The organism is Streptomyces sp. NBC_00252 (assembly GCF_036187565.1).
Lineage (GTDB): Bacteria > Actinomycetota > Actinomycetes > Streptomycetales > Streptomycetaceae > Streptomyces.
In genome coordinates this window covers 8,573,747-8,592,857 of sequence record NZ_CP108087.1, presented here as the reverse complement: position 1 = coordinate 8,592,857, position 19,111 = coordinate 8,573,747, and the positions used below count along the sequence as shown (strand labels likewise).

Annotated in this window: 17 protein-coding genes; 11 read left to right on the top strand and 6 right to left on the bottom strand. The window is 70.5% G+C overall.

Annotated features, from left to right (window positions below; translation table 11 throughout):
- The first annotated feature begins 113 nt into the window (after positions 1 to 113).
- The 4 genes from OHT77_RS38115 to OHT77_RS38100 all read left to right on the top strand — a co-directional run bounded on the left by OHT77_RS38115 (position 114) and on the right by OHT77_RS38100 (position 4,406).
- Positions 114 to 1,064, top strand: a complete 951-nt coding sequence (locus OHT77_RS38115) for a cytochrome c oxidase assembly protein (RefSeq protein WP_328832902.1) — start codon at positions 114 to 116, stop codon at positions 1,062 to 1,064.
- Positions 1,065 to 1,173: 109 nt separating this feature from the next.
- The gene (locus OHT77_RS38110; RefSeq protein ID WP_328832901.1) at positions 1,174 to 2,370 is read left to right on the top strand and encodes a PASTA domain-containing protein; all 1,197 of its coding nucleotides are present in this window, start codon (positions 1,174 to 1,176) and stop codon (positions 2,368 to 2,370) included.
- Between the two features lie 25 nt (positions 2,371 to 2,395).
- Positions 2,396 to 4,234, top strand: coding sequence for a serine/threonine-protein kinase (locus OHT77_RS38105; protein ID WP_328832900.1), 1,839 nt, complete (start codon positions 2,396 to 2,398; stop codon positions 4,232 to 4,234).
- The gene (locus OHT77_RS38100; RefSeq protein ID WP_266777000.1) at positions 4,224 to 4,406 is read left to right on the top strand and encodes a hypothetical protein; all 183 of its coding nucleotides are present in this window, start codon (positions 4,224 to 4,226) and stop codon (positions 4,404 to 4,406) included. The genes OHT77_RS38105 and OHT77_RS38100 overlap by 11 nt, the downstream gene beginning before the upstream one ends.
- 6 nt (positions 4,407 to 4,412) lie before the next feature.
- On the opposite strand, the gene OHT77_RS38095 is transcribed toward OHT77_RS38100, so the two are convergent.
- The 4 genes from OHT77_RS38095 to OHT77_RS38080 form a co-directional block, all read right to left on the bottom strand.
- Entirely contained in the window at positions 4,413 to 5,618 is a 1,206-nt protein-coding gene (locus OHT77_RS38095; protein ID WP_328832899.1) for a sensor histidine kinase, read from the bottom strand.
- A 67-nt stretch (positions 5,619 to 5,685) separates the two neighbouring features.
- Complete coding sequence (locus OHT77_RS38090) at positions 5,686 to 7,398, bottom strand: sodium/solute symporter (protein ID WP_328832898.1); 1,713 nt, start codon at positions 7,396 to 7,398, stop codon at positions 5,686 to 5,688.
- On the bottom strand, positions 7,395 to 7,754 hold the full coding sequence (locus OHT77_RS38085; protein ID WP_266766666.1) for a hypothetical protein: 360 nt from the start codon (positions 7,752 to 7,754) through the stop codon (positions 7,395 to 7,397). Before OHT77_RS38085 ends, OHT77_RS38090 begins: the two co-directional genes overlap by 4 nt.
- Before the next feature lie 2 nt (positions 7,755 to 7,756).
- Positions 7,757 to 8,506, bottom strand: coding sequence for a LytR/AlgR family response regulator transcription factor (locus OHT77_RS38080; RefSeq protein WP_266766667.1), 750 nt, complete (start codon positions 8,504 to 8,506; stop codon positions 7,757 to 7,759).
- Between the two features lie 77 nt (positions 8,507 to 8,583).
- On the opposite strand from OHT77_RS38080, the gene OHT77_RS38075 reads away from it, so the two are divergent.
- The 3 genes from OHT77_RS38075 (at position 8,584) to rocD (ending at position 11,246) form a co-directional block, all read left to right on the top strand.
- Entirely contained in the window at positions 8,584 to 9,087 is a 504-nt protein-coding gene (locus OHT77_RS38075) for an Lrp/AsnC family transcriptional regulator (RefSeq protein ID WP_266766668.1), read from the top strand.
- A 123-nt stretch (positions 9,088 to 9,210) separates the two neighbouring features.
- Positions 9,211 to 10,023 (top strand): dimethylargininase, encoded by an 813-nt coding sequence (gene ddaH, locus OHT77_RS38070; RefSeq protein ID WP_328832897.1) that lies wholly within the window; start codon positions 9,211 to 9,213, stop codon positions 10,021 to 10,023.
- The gene (rocD, locus tag OHT77_RS38065; RefSeq protein WP_328832895.1) at positions 10,020 to 11,246 is read left to right on the top strand and encodes an ornithine--oxo-acid transaminase; all 1,227 of its coding nucleotides are present in this window, start codon (positions 10,020 to 10,022) and stop codon (positions 11,244 to 11,246) included. Before ddaH ends, rocD begins: the two co-directional genes overlap by 4 nt.
- Positions 11,247 to 11,334: 88 nt before the next feature.
- Here the strand turns inward: rocD and OHT77_RS38060 are convergent, their stop codons facing one another.
- On the bottom strand, positions 11,335 to 11,568 hold the full coding sequence (locus tag OHT77_RS38060; protein WP_328832894.1) for a hypothetical protein: 234 nt from the start codon (positions 11,566 to 11,568) through the stop codon (positions 11,335 to 11,337).
- 366 nt (positions 11,569 to 11,934) lie between these two features.
- On the opposite strand from OHT77_RS38060, the gene OHT77_RS38055 reads away from it, so the two are divergent.
- The 4 genes from OHT77_RS38055 (at position 11,935) to OHT77_RS38040 (ending at position 17,411) form a co-directional block, all read left to right on the top strand.
- Complete coding sequence (locus OHT77_RS38055; RefSeq protein ID WP_328832893.1) at positions 11,935 to 13,224, top strand: EfeM/EfeO family lipoprotein; 1,290 nt, start codon at positions 11,935 to 11,937, stop codon at positions 13,222 to 13,224.
- Complete coding sequence (efeB, locus tag OHT77_RS38050; protein ID WP_328832892.1) at positions 13,221 to 14,438, top strand: iron uptake transporter deferrochelatase/peroxidase subunit; 1,218 nt, start codon at positions 13,221 to 13,223, stop codon at positions 14,436 to 14,438. Before OHT77_RS38055 ends, efeB begins: the two co-directional genes overlap by 4 nt.
- A 173-nt stretch (positions 14,439 to 14,611) precedes the next feature.
- Entirely contained in the window at positions 14,612 to 16,495 is a 1,884-nt protein-coding gene (locus OHT77_RS38045) for a phospholipase C (protein WP_328832891.1), read from the top strand.
- A 196-nt stretch (positions 16,496 to 16,691) separates the two neighbouring features.
- Positions 16,692 to 17,411 (top strand): lysophospholipid acyltransferase family protein, encoded by a 720-nt coding sequence (locus OHT77_RS38040; RefSeq protein ID WP_328832890.1) that lies wholly within the window; start codon positions 16,692 to 16,694, stop codon positions 17,409 to 17,411.
- 108 nt (positions 17,412 to 17,519) lie between these two features.
- Here the strand turns inward: OHT77_RS38040 and OHT77_RS38035 are convergent, their stop codons facing one another.
- Positions 17,520 to 19,097, bottom strand: a complete 1,578-nt coding sequence (locus OHT77_RS38035) for an alpha/beta hydrolase (RefSeq protein WP_328834448.1) — start codon at positions 19,095 to 19,097, stop codon at positions 17,520 to 17,522.
- Positions 19,098 to 19,111 lie beyond the last annotated feature (14 nt).

Genomic DNA, 19,111 nt, shown 5'->3' with positions numbered 1-19,111 from the left:
CAGCCCCGCGCCCCCAGGGGGTTGGTGCTGGCCCCGGTCACAGGTGCGGCCGGGGACGGTTCTAGTCTGGTGCGGACAGATGACGCACACCCCCACGAAACAGGAGCCGTCCGATGGATCACGGCGGGCACGGCATGGTCATGGATCTGCCGCCGTTCACGTTGGGGCGGGGGCTCGAGTGGTCGGCCGACCCGTTCTTTCTGACTGCCTGTCTCGTCGGGATCGGGCTGTACGGCTGGGGGGTCGTGCGGTTGCGGCGGCGGGGGGACTCGTGGCCCGTGGGACGGACGATCTCGTACGTCATCGGCGTGCTCACCGTCGGGCTGGTCATGTGCACCAAGCTCAACGACTACGGCATGGTCATGTTCAGCGTGCACATGGTGCAGCACATGGTGATCAGCATGCTGTCGCCGATCCTGCTGCTGCTCGGTGCCCCGGTCACCCTGGCGTTGCGCGCGCTGCCGCCGGCGCCCCGGGGGCGCAAGGGGCCGCGTGAGCTGCTGCTGATGTTCCTGCACAGCCGGTACATGAAGATCATCACGCATCCCGCGTTCACGATCCCGCTGTTCATTGCCAGCCTCTACGCGCTGTACTTCACGCCGATCTTCGACTTCCTGATGGGGTCCAAGACCGGGCACATCGCGATGATGGTGCACTTCCTTGCGGTGGGTGTGGTGTTCTTCTGGCCGATCATGGGCGTGGACCCCGGGCCGAGCCGCCCGGGCTATCTGATGCGGATGCTGGAGCTGTTCGCCGGGATGCCGTTCCACGCGTTCTTCGGCATCGCGTTGATGATGGCGTCCGAGCCGATGGTCACGACGTTCAAGCACCCGCCCGCCTCGCTCGGCATCGACGCGCTCTCCGACCAGAACGCGGCCGGCGGCATCGCCTGGGCGTTCAGCGAGATCCCGTCCGTGCTGGTGCTGATCGCCCTGCTGTTCCAGTGGTACGGCTCCGAGCAGCGGCAGGCTAAGCGTCAGGACCGGGCCGCCGACCGGGACGGTGACAAGGAACTCGAGGCCTACAACGCCTATTTGGCCTCACTGAACACACGCGGCAGCTGAACGGGAATTTTCTTCAGTAGCATAAAGCGCGATGGGGGAACCGCCGCCGGGGGGAGCGGTAATGACATTTCGCGTTGTTGTGCACAGTTGTCGGCGTGGTGGAATTGCGGTGGTCCGCAGAATCGCCGTGCCGCTGGTCTGTGTCCTGGTCGTGAGTGGACTGGGCGGCTGCGGTGGGGGCGCGGTCGGTGGCGTACACGCGTTCGCCGTGCAGGCGGTCGCCGCCGGAGTTCCGTCGCTCGCGCCTTTCTTCGACGAGAAAAAGGGGCTGGGGCAGGACGCCACCGTGCGTTCGATGCCGGTGCGGGGCAGCCTCCAGCAGGGGGACACACCAGGTCTCTACGGAGGCACCAAGAAGCCGACCGTCTGTGACGTGGCGAGGCTCAAGAGGTTTCTGACCGATCCCGCGAACCGTCGCAAGGCCGTCGCCTGGTCGGATGTGCTGGGTCTCCGCACCGATCAGATACCGGGTTATCTGGACCGGCTCACACCCGTACTCCTGCGTCACGACACTCTCGTACAGAATCACGACTACAAAAAGGGAAAGGCCACGCCCTACGACTCCCTTCTCCAGTCGGGAATCGCGATTCTCGTCGACGCGCGGGGAGAACCGGCCGCGAAGTGTTCGTGCGGAAATCCACTGCGTCCCTTCAACGGTGACGTGAACCGCATTTCCGTCAAGTTCGCGGACGGCACCAAGAAGTGGAGCGGATTTGCGGCGTCCTCGGTGGTGGCCGTGCGTCCGGCGCCCCGGGAAATGGAGCGGCTCGTCCTCGTCGACGTCGGCGATCCGGGCCGCGGTATGCGGCGTCCGGTGGGGACGACGGGTCGGAGTGACGCCACCTTCGACACCCGGACACGGCATCCCGTACCCGACCTCGCGGGGAGCACCTTCGGGGAGGCGCGGCGGCAACTGGTGAGCGCTGGTCTGGCGGCCGGGTACGCCGGGAGTGCGCCGCCTTCCGACGACGCCCGGGTCATCGCGAGCGATCCACCGGCCGGGACCGCGCTGCGGTTCGGGGAGTACGTGACGGTGAGCGTGGCCGGGGCGACGAGCGGCGGGGGCACGTCCACTCCCCCGGGTCCTACGGGTCCTACGGGTTCCACCGGTCCGCCGACGTCGTCCGGGCCGACGCCGGAGCCGCCGACATCCACGGCACCACCGCCCTCCACGTCCCCACCGTCGCCGCCCACGTCCTCACCCGCGAGTGAGCCACCACCGACGACGAGCGCACCGGTCACCAGCAGCGCCCCGCTGACCACGACACCCACCACACCCACCACACCCGCCACCACCGAGACGTGACGCGGACCGGGAAGGGGGACACCGGATGCCACACGGATCGCCGGCCTCGGGGGTGGGCCGGGTCATCGCCGGCCGTTATCTGCTGCTGAAGCCGCTGGGCAGTGGCGGAATGGGACATGTGTGGCTCGCACATGACCAGCGGCTGGCCTGTGAAGTCGCGCTCAAGGAGGTCGTGTTCAGCAACCCAGCCTACGCCGACGCCGAACGGGAGGCCCGGGTCGCACGCGCCCGGGCCGAGGCGCGGAACGCCGCCGGGCTGCGCGGTCATCCCCATGTGGTGACCGTCCACGACGTGCTGGAGCACGAGGGGCTGCCGTGGATCGTCATGGAGTACGTGGCGGACGCCGTGGACCTGCGCGACCTGATCGCCCGGTACGGCTCGCTCGCCCCGGCGGAGTGTGCCCGCATAGGCCTCGCCGTACTCGACGCGCTGACCGCGGGGCACCAGCGGGGCGTGATGCACCGGGACGTGAAACCGGCGAACATCCTTCTCGCACCGGACCGCACCGGTTCGCCGTACGCCCGTGTGCTGCTCACCGACTACGGCATCTCGGTGCAGCCGGACGCCGGGGACACGCGGTACACGCTGACGTCCGTGCTCGTCGGTACGGCGGGGTATCTGGCGCCGGAGCGGGCCACGGGCGGGCCGCCGACCGCCGCCGCCGACCTGTTCTCGCTGGGCTGCACGCTCTACCACGCCGTCGAGGGCCACGGCCCCTTCGTCCGTGACACCCCCCTCGCGGAGATCACGGCGGTGGTCACGGAGGACCCGCTGCTCCCGGTCCGCGCGGGCGCCCTGGCCCCGGTGCTCCACGCGATGCTGGAGAAGGATCCGCTACGACGGATTCCGGCGGCGGAGGCCGAGGGGGCACTGTCGTTGATCGTGACGCCGCAGACGGACCCGGGGGCGGGGGCGTACTCCAGGACGCAGACCGACCTGGGCTCGCCGTCGCCGTGGGAGGGGCAGCCGGTGCCGTTCGCGGCGGGGCCCCCGCCTCCCGCGCACTCCCCCACCGGTCGGCGTCGGCGCCCGCGTCCCCGGCGCCTCCGGGCCGCCCTCGCCGGTCTGCTCGGGCTCGCTCTCGCGCTGGGCGGTGTCTGGTACGCGATGGCCCGCCAGCCGCCCGGCGACAGCTCGGACACGGGCAACGACCCATCGCCGTACGGCAAAGGCGTCGGGCTCACCGCGCCGCTCAAGGACGGCGACTGCGTGACCGCCGACTGGCCCGGTGGGAGGCGGTTCAAGGGGACGCCCCGGATCGCCGTCGACCCCACCTGCCGGAACTCGGTGCCCGACGGGCAGGTGATGGCATCGGTCTCCACCGCGTCCGCGAGCGAGGCGCGGGTCGCCGGGGCCGAGCGGTGTGCGCAGCGGACGCAGGAGACGCGGGAGAAGCTCGCGGACGTGCGGGGCTTCGCCGTCGTGCCGACCGATGCCGGTTTCGGGGCCGCCGGGCATCGGACCGCGTGTCTGGTGCTGGGCGCGCACGGGCCGGTCTACGGGCCGCTCGGCAGTCGGCGTGCCCTCGGGTCGGCGTTCGCGGACACGTCGACGATGCAGAAGCGGGACTGCCTGGACGTGCCCTCCGACCGGGCCGCGAGTCTGGTCTCCTGTGCCGGGAAGCATGATCAGCTGGTGCTCGGATTCACCCGGTTGGGCGCAGGCGTCACGCTGGCCCAGGCGCGCACGGAGTCGGACGCGGCATGCGCGCGGGAGGTCCCGCCGGCCGACTACGGCTTCGATCCGTCGGTCTACGAGGCGGCCTCCTGGACGAGCCAGGGACCGTGGAAGTCCGGCACACATTTCGTCGTGTGCTCCGTTCGGAGGCAGAACGGGGGCACCATGGAGGGAGATGAGCCATGAGGAGGGTGTCGCGATGCCCGGTTCCACGAAGACCATGGGGGTGATCACCGTCGGCGGTCTGGTGGTGGTGACGGCCTACACGGTGGCGCTCGGAAGCAACGGCTGGCTGTGGTTCGGCTGGGTCGTGCTCGGGCTGATCACTCTCGGGATGGTGGCCACCCGCAGCGCCTGAGGCCCGCTACGCCTCGCTGGGCCTGCTCGCCGAGTGCACGCCCGGCTGGTACTTCGGCAGCCGGGCGGTGATCTTCATGCCCGCTCCCACGGCGGTCTCGATGACGAGGCCGTAGTCGTCGCCGTAGACCTGGCGGAGCCGGTCGTCGACGTTGGACAGGCCGATGCCGCCGGAGGGGCTGACCTCGCCCGCGAGGATGCGGCGGAGCAGGTCGGGGTCCATGCCGGTGCCGTCGTCCTCGATGACGACGAGCGCCTCGGCGCCCGCGTCCTGCGCGGTGATGCTGATGCGGCTCTTGTCGGCCTTGCCCTCCAGGCCGTGCTTGACGGCGTTCTCGACGAGGGGTTGCAGACAGAGGAACGGGAGCGCGACCGGCAGCACCTCGGGGGCGATCTGCAGGGTGACGGAGAGGCGTTCGCCGAAGCGCGCCCTGACGAGCGCCAAGTAGTGGTCGATGGCGTGGAGTTCGTCGGCGAGGGTGGTGAAGTCGCCGTGCCTGCGGAACGAGTAGCGGGTGAAGTCGGCGAATTCCAGGAGCAGTTCGCGGGCGCGCTCCGGGTCTGTGCGGACGAAGGACGCGATCACCGCGAGCGAGTTGAAGATGAAGTGCGGGGAGATCTGGGCCCGAAGTGCCTTGATCTCGGCCTCGATCAGCCGGGTGCGGGACTGGTCCAGATCCGCCAACTCCAGTTGGACGGAGACCCAGCGGGCGACCTCTCCCGCGGCGCGGACGAGGACGGCGGACTCGCGCGGGGCGCAGGCGACCAGCGCGCCGTGGACCCGGTCGTCGACGGTGAGCGGGGCGACCACGGCCCAGCGCAGCGGGCAGTCGGGTGCGTCGCAGCTGAGCCGGAACGCCTCTCCTCGGCCGGTCTCCAGGGCGCCCGCGAGGCGTTCCATGACCTCGGCCCGGTGATGGTCGCCGGCACCGTCCCAGGCGAGGACCTGCTGCTGGTCGGTGAGGCACAGGGCGTCCGTGCCGAGCAGGGTGCGCAGTCTCCGGGCCGAGCGGCGGGCCGTCTCCTCGGTGAGGCCCGCGCGCAGCGGGGGCGCGGCGAGGGAGGCGGTGTGCAGGGTCTGGAAGGTGGCGTGCTCGACGGGGGTGCCGAGTCCGCCGAGGTTCTCGGGGCGCGCGGTGCGGCGGCCGAGCCAGAAGCCGGCGGCGAGCAGCGGGAGGACGGCGACGCAGAGGCCGGCCAGGAATCCGCTCATATGGCCTCCTCCGCACGGCGGTTGAGGATTTCCCTCACGGCGGCGCCGAAGCCGCGCCCGGACTCCGTCACGCCTTCGCCTCCGCCCGCAGCTCCTCCGGCAGATGGAACCGCGCCAGAACCGCCGCCGTCCCCGTGGGCACCCGCCCCGGCGTCGCCAGGGACACCAGCACCATGGTGAGGAACCCCAGCGGCACCGACCAGAGAGCGGGCCAGGCGAGCAGGGCGTGCAGGGGGTCGGTGCCGGGGAAGCCCGCCATGGTCGCGGCCACGGCGACGAACGCCGACCCGCCGCCGACCAGCATCCCGGCCGCCGCGCCGGGCGGGGTGAGCCGCGTCCACCAGATGCCGAGGACCAGCAACGGGCAGAAGGAGGACGCCGATACGGCGAACGCGAGCCCCACGGCGTCGGCGACGGGCAGCCCGCCGACCAGCACGCTCGCGACCAGCGGCACGGCCATGGCGAGGACCGTGCCGAGCCTGAAGTGCCGTACCCCGCGCGACGGGAGGACGTCCTGGGTGAGGACCCCGGCGACCGCCATGGTCAGCCCGGACGCGGTGGACAGGAACGCGGCGAAGGCGCCGCCCGCGACCAGGGCGCCGAGCAGGTCGCCGCCGACACCGCCGAGCATGCGGTCGGGCAGCAGGAGGACGGCCGCGTCGGCGTCGCCGGTGATGGTGAGTTCGGGGGTGTACAGGCGGCCGAGGGCGCCGTAGACGGGTGGGAGGAGGTAGAAGGCGCCGATCAGGCCGAGGACGGCGACCGTGGTGCGGCGGGCGGCGACGCCGTGCGGGCTGGTGTAGAAGCGGACGACGACGTGCGGCAGGCCCATGGTGCCGAGGAAGGTGGCGAGGATGAGGCCGTACGTCGCGTACAGCGGGCGCTCCTCGCGGCTCGCGGCGAGCGAGGTCGACATGCCGCCGTTGGTGCCGCGGTCGGCGACGGGGACGGTGGCGCCCTTGGTGAAGGTGAGCCGGGTGCCGCGCTCGATGTGGTGGGTGCCGGCGGGGAGTTGGAGCTTCGTCGCGGTGTAGTGGCGGCTGTCGACCGTGCCGTTCACGGTGACCGTCAGGGGGTGGTCGAGTCTCAGGTCGAGTGTCTCGTCGACCCGGACTGCCCTTTGCTCACGGAAGGTTGCCGGTTCCTCGAAGGCATGCCGGGGTGCTCCGTCGCTCTGCCAGGCGAGGACCAGGAAGAGGGCGGGGACGAGCAGCGCGGTGAGCTTCAGCCAGTACTGGAAGGCCTGCACGAAGGTGATGCTGCGCATGCCGCCGGCCGCGACGGTGGCGACGACCACGACGGCGACGATCAGGCCGCCCAGCGAGTCCGGAGCACCCGTGAGGACGGTCAACGTGAGCCCGGCGCCCTGGAGTTGGGGCAACAGGTACAACCAGCCGACGCCGACGACGAAGGCGCCCGCGAGGCGTCGTACGGCGTGCGAGGCGAGCCGGGCCTCGGCGAAGTCGGGGAGGGTGTAGGCGCCGGAGCGGCGGAGCGGGGCGGCGACGAAGAGGAGCAGGACGAGGTAGCCGGCCGTGTAGCCGACGGGGTACCAGAGCATGTCGGGGCCCTGCACCAGGACGAGACCGGCGATGCCCAGGAACGAGGCCGCGGAGAGGTATTCGCCGCTGATGGCGGCCGCGTTGAGGCGGGGGCCGACGGTGCGGGAGGCGACGTAGAAGTCGGAGGTGGTGCGGGAGATGCGGAGGCCGAAGGCGCCGACGAGGACCGTGACCACGACGACGAGGGCGACCGCCGGCACGGCATAGCTGGAGTTCATCGGTCCTCGACGAGGCGGACGAAGTCGCGTTCGTTGCGTTCGGCGCGGCGCACGTACCAGAGGGCGAGCAGGACGAGCGGGGCGTAGAGGCAGAAGCCGAGGACGAGCCATTCGAGGCGGTGGGAGTCCGGGGTCGCCGCGAAGACCAGGGGCAGGGGCCCGACGAGGAGGACGAGGACCGCGAACACCGTGAGGGCTGCGCGGAGTTGGGTGCGCATGAGGGAGCGGACGTAGGTGTGGCCGAGGGTGGTCTGTTCGTCGATCTCGGTGCGGGGGCGGGAGTAGCCGGAGGCGCGGCGGGTGCGGCGCGGTGGGGCGGTGACAACCACCCTGCGTTCGCTGGGGTCCTGAGGCATCGTCAGGACCTCCGCATCAGCAGGTCGCGCAGTTCGCGGGTGTGGCGGCGGCTGACCTGGAGTTCCTCGCCGCCGACGAGAACGCTCACCGTCCCTGCGTCCAGGCGGAGTTCGCCGATGTGGCGCAGGGCGACGAGGTGGCGGCGGTGGATGCGGACGAAGCCGCGGGAGCGCCAGCGGTCCTCCAGGGTGGACACCGGGATGCGGACGAGGTGGCTGCCCCGGTCGGTGTGCAGACGGGCGTAGTCGCCCTGGGCCTCGACGTGGGTGATGTCGTCGACGGCCACGAACCGTGTGACACCGCCGAGTTCGACGGCGATGTGGTCGGGGTCGGGTTCGTGCACGGGTATCCGCGGTGCGGCGCCGCCGAGTTCGGCCGCCCGGCGCACCGCCTCCGCGAGCCGCTCCTTGCGGACCGGTTTCAGGACGTAGTCGACTGCCTTGAGATCGAAGGCCTGTACGGCGAAGTCCTCGTGCGCGGTGACGAACACGACGAGCGGCGGCTTGGCGAAACCGGTCAGCAGCCGTGCCATGTCGAGGCCGTCGAGGCCCGGCATCTGGATGTCGAGGAACACGACATCAATGGCTTCCGGTCCGTCCGGGCCTGATTCCAGGGCCCTGTTGATGCGGCGCAGCGCCTCGGTCGCGTCGCCCGCGCCCTCCGCGCTGCCGATGCGTGGATCGGCGTTCAGCAGATAGAGCAGCTCCTCCAGGGAGGGGCGTTCGTCGTCGACGGCGAGGGCGCGCAGCATGAACGTGGAGTGTAGGAGGAATCCGCACGCCTGGACATGTACCAGGCGTGGACGTTCGCGCTGGATACAGTGCCGACATGAACAGCAGGACCACCCCGTTCGACGAACTCGACCGGAAGATCATCACCGCGCTGATGGCGAACGCGCGGACCAGTTTCGCCGAGATCGGGGCGGCGATCGGGCTGTCCGCGACGGCGGTGAAGCGGCGCGTGGACCGGCTGCGCGAGACGGGTGTGATCACCGGGTTCACGGCGACGGTGCAGCCGTCCGCGCTCGGCTGGCGCACGGAGGCGTACGTGGAGGTGTACTGCGAGGGCGCCGCGCCCCCCAGGCGGCTCGCGGAGGTGGTGCGCAACCACCCGGAGATCACCGCGGCCATGACCGTGACCGGGGGCGCGGACGCGCTGCTGCATGTACGGGCCACCGATGTGGAGCACTTCGAGGAGGTGCTGGAGCGCATCCGGCAGGAACCGTTCATCCGGAAGACGATCAGCGTGATGGTGCTGTCCCACCTCCTCCCGGAAAGCCCGGAAGCGGGCGCCACCCATCCGGCCCCAGGTGACGCATCAGACGTGCGCTGACCCCGGAAAAGACGCAGCGTTACTGCGTATACGCGCAGCGTTTGTCCCTTGTCGGTCGTATCTGTCGCTTTCTACCGTGGTGTCAACCCCAGTCGTCATCACAGGAAGCGGAGGAACCCCTCTGTGCCCGAGACCCGTGTGCGGCGCCGGCGGCGCTTTCTCGTCTGCGAACCCAGACACTTCGCCGTGCAGTACGCGATCAACCCCTGGATGCACCCCGACACCCAGGTGGACGTCGATCTCGCCCATGAGCAGTGGCGGACGCTGATCGACACCTACCGCGCCCACGGCCACACCGTCGACACGGTGCCGCCGGTGGCCGGTCTCCCCGACATGGTCTTCGCCGCGAACTCGGCGGTCGTCGTCGACGGCCGCGTCTTCGGCTCCCTCTTCCACGCGCCCGAGCGGCAGCCCGAGTCCGTCCACTACGACACCTGGTTCAAGGCCGCGGGCTACGACGTCTACCGCCCCGAGTCGGTGAGCGAGGGCGAGGGCGATCTCGTCCCGACCGGCCGCTACGTACTGGCCGGCACCGGGTTCCGCACGACCCGCGAGGCCCATCGCGAGGTGCAGGAGTTCTTCGGCGTCCCGGTGATCAGCCTGACGCTGGTCGACCCGTACTTCTACCACCTCGACACGGCGCTGTTCGTCCTGGACGAGGACACCATCTGCTACTACCCGGAGGCGTTCTCGCCGGGCAGCCGCGAGGTGCTCGCGCGGCTGTACCCGGAGGCGGTGCTCGCCACCCGCGAGGACGCGATGACCTTCGGGCTCAACTCCGTCTCCGACGGTCTGCACGTCTTCATCGCGCCCCAGGCCGAGGTGCTGGCCTCGCGCCTCGCCGAACGCGGCTACGTCCCCGTCCCCGTCGACCTCTCCGAGTTCCACAAGGCCGGCGGCGGCATCAAGTGCTGCACCCAGGAGATCCGCTCATGACCGCACCCGTCCGCGCCCGTACGTCCGCCGACCTCATCCGTGCCGAGGAGCCGGTCCTCGCGCACAACTACCACCCGCTGCCCGTGGTCGTCGCCAGCGCCGAGGGCACCTGGGTGGAGGACGTCGAGGGCCGCCGCTACCTCGACATGCTCGCGGGCTACTCGGCCCTCAACTTCGGCCACCGGCACCCCGCCCTGATCGAGGCGGCCCACCGCCAGCTCGACCAGCTGACGCTCACCTCGCGCGCCTTCCACAACGACAAGCTCGCCGAATTCGCCGAGCGGCTCGCGGAGTTGACCGGCCTCGACATGGTGCTGCCGATGAACACCGGCGCGGAGGCGGTCGAGAGCGGCATCAAGGTGGCCCGCAAGTGGGCCTACGACGTGAAGGGCGTCCCCGCCGACCAGGCGACCATCGTCGTCGCGGCGGAGAACTTCCACGGCCGTACGACGACGATCGTCAGCTTCTCCACCGACGAGACGGCACGGGCGGGCTTCGGTCCCTTCACGCCGGGCTTCCGGATCGTGCCGTACAACGACCTCGCGGCGCTGGAGGCGGCGGTCGACGAGACGACGGCGGCGGTGCTGATCGAGCCGATCCAGGGCGAGGCCGGGGTGATCATCCCGGACGCGGGCTATCTGGCCGGTGTGCGCGAACTCACCACTCGCAAGGGCTGCTTGTTCATCGCGGACGAGATCCAGTCGGGCCTGGGCCGCACCGGCCGCACCCTCGCCGTCGAGCACGAGGGGGTCGTCCCGGACGTGCTGCTGCTCGGCAAGGCGCTGGGCGGCGGCATCGTGCCGGTGTCGGCGGTGGTCGCGCGGCGCGAGGTGCTGAGCGTCCTGAAGCCCGGTGAGCACGGGTCGACGTTCGGCGGCAACCCGCTCGCCGCGGCGGTCGGCTCGGCGGTCGTCGAGCTGCTGGAGACCGGTGAATTCCAGCGCAGGGCCTCCGAGTTGGGCCTCGTCCTGCGGGACGGACTGACCGAGCTGGTCGGCAAGGGCGTCGTCGGTTTCCGGGCCCGCGGTCTGTGGGCGGGCGTCGACGTCGACCCGGCGATCGGCACCGGGCGCGAGATCAGCGAACGCCTCATGCGCGAGGGCGTGTTGGCCAAGGACACGCACGGCTCCACGATCCGGCTAGCACCGCCGCTGACCATCACGGAGGACGAACTCCGGTCGGCGATCGGCGCGTTGGAGAAGGTGCTGACGCGAGGGGCCTGAGGTGTGCGGGCGTGGCTGGACCGGCGCACGAGGTCGGTCCAGCCGGGCCCGTGAAGGGGGGGTGCTCGCAACTCCCCGGTGGCGGCGGCTAGTTGCCCGCCGCGCTCGGCTCCGCGGGAGCAGCGGTGCCCGTGTCGGCCAGGGCGGCCTGGGCGAGAAGACGACGGGCCAGGTCACGGGCCTCCGCGACGGTGAGCGAGGCCCACAGCCCGGGCTCGCCGCGTACGACGGGCCCCACGTCCAGGGTGACCCGTGTGATGGGCCGCTCCGGGATCGCCAGCCGCAGCCGCCTCACCGCGACGTGGCGGCCGCATGTGGTCACCAACGGCGCTTCACCTGACGGCGGGAGCGGCTCCTGCCCTGACCGATTCATCTCCTTCACGACCCTTCTCTGAGTACCCGGCGAGTTATCAGGAGCAGCGCCGAAGGGGGCCGCGTTGTTCCCGGGCCCCTTCGGCGCCACCCGTTCGCCGGGGGCGAAGCGCGGTCGACCCGACCCGCCCGGCCGTAGCCCACCGTGCACCCCCGCCCACCGCACTGTGGCGATCACGGACCGTCCGGTGAACCCCGGGCGAATTCTCGCCCGCCCTCCGGTCAGGACAGAGTCAAGGGACGCGGTGCGGGCGATGGCGCCCTCATAAGATCGCTGGTACCGCCACCTTTCGTACGACTCCCCTGGAGGCCCGGCGTGCCCGAAACCGCGCGCGGCGCCGAAGCCGATGCCGAGCCCGGTCCGATCCCCGCCTCGGAGCTGAGCCCGCCCACGCCCGCACCCCGTGCCGGTCGCCGACGTACCGTGCTGCTCGCGGCCGGTGCCCTGGTCGTCGTGGCGGCCGTGGGAGCCGGAGTGCTCACGGCGCGCGGCTCCGGCTCGGACGGGACGAAGGCCACTGCCGCCGCCGACGGGCTTCCGCACACCGCCGTCGAGGTCGCGACCGCCGGGTGCGGCAGCGGCTGGACGCATCCGCGGGCCGGTCACCAGGTCTTCGAGCTGCGCAACACGTCCAGCACGGCGGCCGAGGTGTATCTCACCGACGTGCGGACCGGTGCCGTCTACGGCGAGGTCGAGGGGCTGGCTCCGGGTACCGTCCGGCCGCTCGGGGTGACTCTCGGGAACGGGTCGTACGCCTTCAAGTGCCTGCCCGACGACGCCGACGCCGTGACGGGACCCACCGTCCGCATCACCGGCTCGAAGGTGAGGAGCGGGCCCGCCGCAGTGCCCATCACACAGCAGGAACTCATCCCGCCGACGCTCGCCTACCAGAAGTGGATCCAGGCCCGGACCGTCGAACTCGCCCGGAAGACGGACGTGTTGCGTGCCGCCGTTGACCGGGGCGACCTCGCGGCGGCCCGTAAAGCATGGCTGCCCGCACACCTCGTCTACGAGCGCATGGGCGCCGCCTACGGCACGTTCGGCGACTCGGACGGGGCGATCAACGGCACCACGGCCGGCCTCGCGGGCGGGGTGCACGACGCCGGGTTCACCGGCTTCCACCGGGTCGAGTACGGGCTGTGGCACGGCGAGCCGGCGAGCGGGTTGCGCGGTCCCGCCGATCAACTCGCCAAGGACGTCCACGCGTTGGAGAGCAGCTGGCCCTCGCAGCGGATGGATCCGTCCGACACCGGGCTGCGGGCGCACGAGATTCTGGAGAACACCGTGCAGTTCGAGCTGACCGGCCGGACCGACTACGGCAGCGGCACCAACCTGGCCACCGCCCGCGCCAACCTCGACGGCACGCGCGCACTGCTCGGGTACTTGAGCCCGCTGCTGAAGACCCGGGACTCGGGGTTCGCCGGACTCGGCACCTGGATGGACCGCGCCCAGCACACCCTGGACGGCCTGGACCACTCCGGCAAGTGGACGCCACTGACCCGACTCACCCGTCCGCAGAGGGAGAAGGTCGACGCCGACCTCGGTGGACTGGTCGAGCGGCTGGCCGACGTGGCCGCCCTCACGGACGTACGGAGGACCGCGTGAAGCGCGTGAACGAAGTGGGCCGCCGGGGTTTCCTGGCGAGCGCGGCGGCCGTGGCCGGTGCCGGGCTTGTGGCCGCCGACCGCGGCGCGGCCGTCGCAGCGGTGCAGGGCGCCGCGAGCGTGCCCTTCCACGGGGCGCATCAGGCCGGGATCATCACCCCGGCCCAGCGCGCCACGGCGTTCGTGTCCTTCGACACGACGGCCGCCGACCGGACCGAACTCACGGACCTGCTGCGGACGTTGACCGAACGGGCCCGCTTCCTGACCGCCGGCGGCAGCCCGGAGGACCTGGGCATCACCGCCCCGCCCTCCGACTCGGGCACGCTCGGCCCCGACCTCCCGGCGGACCGGCTGAGCGTCACCGTGGGCGTCGGCGCCTCGCTCTTCGACGACCGCTACGGCCTGGCGAAGCTCAAGCCCCGCCGCCTGACCGCGATGCCCGCGTTCCCGGACGACGACCTGAACGCCGACTGGTGTCACGGCGATGTGAGTGTGCAGTTCTGCGCGGACAGCCCGGACACCGTGCTGCACGCGCTGCGCGATGTCACCCGGCACACCCGCGGCGGCCTCCAAGTCCGGTGGCGCACCGACGGGTTCATCAGTCCGCCGCGCCCCTCGGGCACCCCGCGCAACCACCTGGGCTTCAAGGACGGCATCTCCAACCCCGAGGTGACCGACGCCCGCGCGATGAACGACCTCGTGTGGGTGGGCGGTAACAGCGGCGAGCCGGACTGGGCGACCGGCGGCAGCTATCAAGTCGTACGCCTGATAAGGATGTTGGTGGAGTTCTGGGACCGGGTCTCCATCACCGAGCAGGAGCGGATGTTCGGCCGCGCCCGGGACACCGGCGCCCCGCTGGACGGACGCCACGAGAAGGACACGCCCAACTTCGCGCAGGACCCGCAGGGCGATGTGATCCCGCTCGACAGCCACATCCGGCTCGCCAACCCGCGCTCCACGCAGAGTGCCGACCAGCGCATCCTGCGGCGGGGCTACAACTACGACCGGGGCATGGACAGCAACGGCAACCTCGACATGGGGCTGCTGTTCTGCTGCTACCAGCAGGACCTGGCCCGGCAGTTCGAGAACGTGCAGAAGCGGCTGGCCGGTGAACCGCTGGTCGACTACATCTCGCCGTACGGCGGCGGGTACTTCTTCGCGCTGCCCGGTGTGCGGGACGGGTCCGACTGGCTGGGGCGTGGCCTGCTGACCTGAGAGCCGGGTCAAGAACAGGCCAACAGACCATGAGAAATTCCTGACCGGGCGTTCGCTCCCACGTCATTGCCGCTCCCCCGCCCCGCCGCCACCATTGCCCAGGCTACGGCGGTAGGTGCCACGGCCATGGACGGTGTGGCAGCAGAACAACTGCTCCCGGAAGGCGAGACAGCATGATCGGCAAAGGAAGAAACCCCGGTGCACGGCGCCGGTTGACGCGCGTGGGCGCCCTGCTCGGCGCCGCGGCCCTGGCCACCGCGGGCGGGGCGGTCCCCGCGTCGGCGGCCTCGCACGGCCACCAGCCCTCGGGCAGCACGCACACGTCGACGCCGATCAAGCACGTGGTCGTGATCTACGACGAGAACATCTCCTTCGACCACTACTTCGCCACCTACCCCCAGGCCGCGAACACCGACGGCACCAAGTTCAAGGCGGCGGCGCACACGCCGAAGGCCGACAACCTGCTCAACGCCGGGCTGCTGACGAAGAACCCGAACCTCTACACGCCCACGCGGCTGAGCAGTTCGCAGGCGATGACCTGCGACCAGAACCACTCCTACGGCCCCGAGCAGTACGCGGCCGACGGCGGCAAGGCCGACAAGTACGTCGAGAACACCGAGGTCAACAAGTGCACCGGCCTCTTCGGTGAGCCCGGCCTGGTCATGGACTACTACGACGGCAACACCGTCACGGGGATGTGGAACTACGCCCAGCAGTACGCCCTCAACGACCGCTCGTTCAGCTCCAACTTCGGTCCCTCGACGCCCGGCGCGCTGAACCTGATATCGGGTCAGACGCACGGCGTGATCTCCGTCGACCCGGCCTCGGGCACCGAGAACCCGAAGCAGACGACGACCCCGGACTCGTACGCCGTGGTCTCCCCGAACGCCAAGGGCGTCGGCACGGTCGTCAACGACCCCGACCCGGCCTTCGACGACTGCTCGGACAAGGACCACACCGCGACCAGCGCGCTCGCGGTGATGCAGGGCAAGAACATCGGTGACCTCCTCAACTCCAAGAACGTGAGCTGGGGTTGGTTCCAGGGCGGCTTCCGGCCCAGCACCGCGTGGGACGGCAAGAGCGGTGACTTCGCCAAGTGCGCCGGCACCACCCACACCAACGTGGGCGGCGCCGCCTCGGAGGACTACAGCCCGCACCACGAGCCGTTCGAGTACTACAAGTCGACGTCCAACCCCCACCACTTGGCGCCGAAGTCGGTCGCCGAGATCGGGCACAACGGCCGCGCGAACCACAACTACGACCTGACCGACTTCGACGCCGCCCTGAAGGCCGACAACCTTCCCGCGGTGAGCTTCCTGAAGGCGGCCGAGTACCAGGACGGGCACGCCGGCTACTCGGACCCGACCGACGAGCAGAACTTCCTGATCAAGGAGATCAACGCCCTCCAGAAGTCGCCCGAGTGGAAGTCGACGGCGGTCGTCCTCGCCTACGACGACTCCGACGGCTGGTACGACCACGTCACGTCGAAGGTCCTGAACGGCTCCAAGGACTCGACCGTCGGCTCCAACGGCAAGGCCACGGACAGCCCGGCCTGCCAGTCAGGTCCGGCCGCCAAGGGCGGTTACGCGGACCGCTGCGGCCCCGGCACCCGGCAGCCGCTGCTGGTCATCTCGCCCTACAGCAAGGTCAACAAGATCGACCACACGCCGACCGAGCAGGCGTCGATCACGCAGTTCATCGAGGACAACTGGCACACCGGCCGCATCGGTGACGCGTCCTTCGACCAGCGGGCGGGCACCCTGGGCGGCATGTTCGACTTCCGGCACCCCAACGACAAGCAGGTGCTGCTGAACTCGAACGGCTCGGTGAAGTCGGTCAAGCGCATCCCGCACTACACGCAGACCTCGTCGACGGCCACCAAGGCCCCCTACCCGGCGTACGTCCAGGACCTCAAGGCCCAGAACGTCGCCGCCACCAGCGACTCCTCCACGGCCCTCCCGGTCGCCGTAGGAGCCGGTCTGGTCACGGCAGTCGGAGCGACCACGGCCTTCGCACTGTACCGGCGCAGGTCGCGCGCCAGGGGCATGACCGCGTAGGTGTGACCCGGTAGAACCGACCGGCGGAGGGCGGCGAGGAGGGATCTCGCCGCCCTCCGTCGTGCCCAACTCCCGTCTGATCGCCACCGGTTCCACGGGACGGCGGCTGCCCCTACACTGGCACCTCACGAGGTACCGGGTGACCTGCGAGAACAGGTCGGTCGAGCCGACCCGCCGGAGTGAGGAGCGACCCCCCTTGTTCTACTACCTCCTGAAATACGTCATTCTGGGTCCTTTGCTCAGAGTGGTGTTCCGCCCCCGGATCGAGGGCCTGGACCACATACCGGAGTCGGGCGCGGCGATCATCGCCGGCAACCACCTCTCCTTCGCCGACCACTTCCTGATGCCGGCGGTCCTCAAGCGCCGGATCACGTTCCTCGCGAAGGCCGAGTACTTCACCGGCCCCGGCATCCGCGGCCGCCTCACCGCGACGTTCTTCCGCAGCGCGGGCCAGATCCCGGTCGACCGCTCCGGCAAGGAGGCGGGCCAGGCCGCGATCCGCGAGGGCCTCGGCGTCCTGAGCAAGGACGAGTTGCTCGGCATCTACCCGGAGGGCACCCGCTCCCACGACGGCCGCCTCTACAAGGGCAAGGTAGGCGTGGCGGTCATGGCACTGAAGGCCCAAGTCCCCGTCATCCCCTGCGCGATGATCGGCACCTTCGAGGCCCAGCCGCCCGGCAAGGTCATCCCCAAGGTCCACCCGGTGACGATCCGCTTCGGCAAGCCCCTCGACTTCTCCCGCTACGAAGGCATGGAGAACGAGAAGGCCATCCTCCGCGCCGTCACCGACGAGATCATGTACGCGATCCTCAAGCTCTCCGAGCAGGAGTACGTCGACCAGTACGCGGCGGTCGCCAAGGCGGAGGAGGCGGCAGCGGCGAAGGAGCGCAAGTTCCCGCGCCTGCCGCTGAGTTGAGGCCACGTCAGTCCTGAGCGGACAGGAACGAGGGGCGGCCGGTTCAGAACCGGCCGCCCCTCGTCACGTACAACTACCGCCTACGACTGACTACTTACGACGTGCTGCTCACGGCTGCGGCGTCGCGTGCGGGGTGCACGTGAAGTCGGCCGAGTCGAGCTTGCCGGTCAACAGGTAGGCGTCGACACGGGAGTTGATGCACGGGTTGACCAGACCGGTCACACCGTGCGAACCCGCGTCCTTCTCGGTGATGAGACGGGAGCCCTTGAAACGCTTGTGCAGGTCGACGGCGCCGGCGTACGGGGTGGCGGCGTCACGCTGCGACTGGACGATGAGGACGGGCGGCAGACCCTTGCCGGTCTTCACCTCGACCGGGGACTGCTGCTTGACCGGCCACGTCGCGCACGGCAGGTTCATCCACGCGTTGGACCAGGTCAGGAACGGGTACTTCTTGTTGAGCGCCGTGTTGTCCTTGTCCCACTTCGCCCAGCTGGTGGGCCACTTGGCGTCGGTGCACTCGACGGCCGTGTAGACGGCGTTGCCGTTCTCCGAGGAGATGTTGCCCGCGGTGTCCGACAGGTCCGGCGAGGCCGCGTCGATGAGCGGCTGGGGGTCACCGGCGAAGTACTTGCTGAACGCGGTGGCGACCGGCACCCACGAGGAGTCGTAGTACGGAGCGCCCTGGAAGAAGCCGAGCAGCTCGGCCGGACCGACGACCCCGCCGAGCGGGTTCTTCTTGGCGGTGGCGCGCAGTTCGAGCCACTTGGCCTGGACGGCGGCGCGGGTGGTGCCGACGTGGAAGGCCGCGTCGTTCTTGGCGACCCAGTCCTCCCAGTCCTTCCAGCGGCCCTCGAAGGCGATGTCCTGGCCCAGGTTGGCCTCGTACCAGATGTTGTCGCGCGCCGGGTTGACGACGCTGTCGACGATCATGCGGCGGAGGTGGGACGGGAACAGCGTGCCGTAGACCGCGCCGAGGTAGGTGCCGTAGGAGACGCCCAGGTAGTTGAGCTTCTTCTCACCGAGGGCGGCCCGGATGACGTCGAGGTCGCGCGCGGTGTTCGGCGTGGTCATCTGCGCGAGCATGGTGCGGCCGGTGCGCTTGGCGCAGCCGTCCGCGTACTCACGGGCGAGCTTGCGCTGCGCGTTCTTGTCGGCGGTGCTGTCCGGTACCGGGTCCGCCTTGGGCGCCTTCACGAACTCCTGCGGGTCGATGCAGGAGATGGGCGCCGAGTGGCCGACACCGCGCGGGTCGAAGCCCACGAAGTCGTACGCCTTGGAGGTGTTGACCCACAGCGGGTTCTTGGTGGTGACCCGGAGCGGGAAGCGCAGCCCCGAGCCGCCGGGACCGCCGGGGTTGTAGACGAGCGCGCCCTGGCGCTCCGCCTTCGTCCCGGTGCTGACGGCGCGGTCGACGGCGAGCTTGATCTTCTTGCCGTTGGGCTTGGTGTAGTCGACCGGCACGGTGACCCACCCGCACTGGACCGGCTTCGCCAGCGCCCAATCGGCGGGGCAGTCCTGCCAGTTGATCCCGGCCTTGGCGGCGCGGGCGGCGGCGAGCTCGGCGCCCCGGGCCGCGCTGTCCTGCCGGTGCGCTGCCGCCTGGTTGGTCTGCGCGGTCGCCGTGGGTGCCACCACGGCGCCGGCTATGAGCGCCGCCGCCGCGAATCCGGCCGAACCGAACGCCATCACCCGGCTCTTCG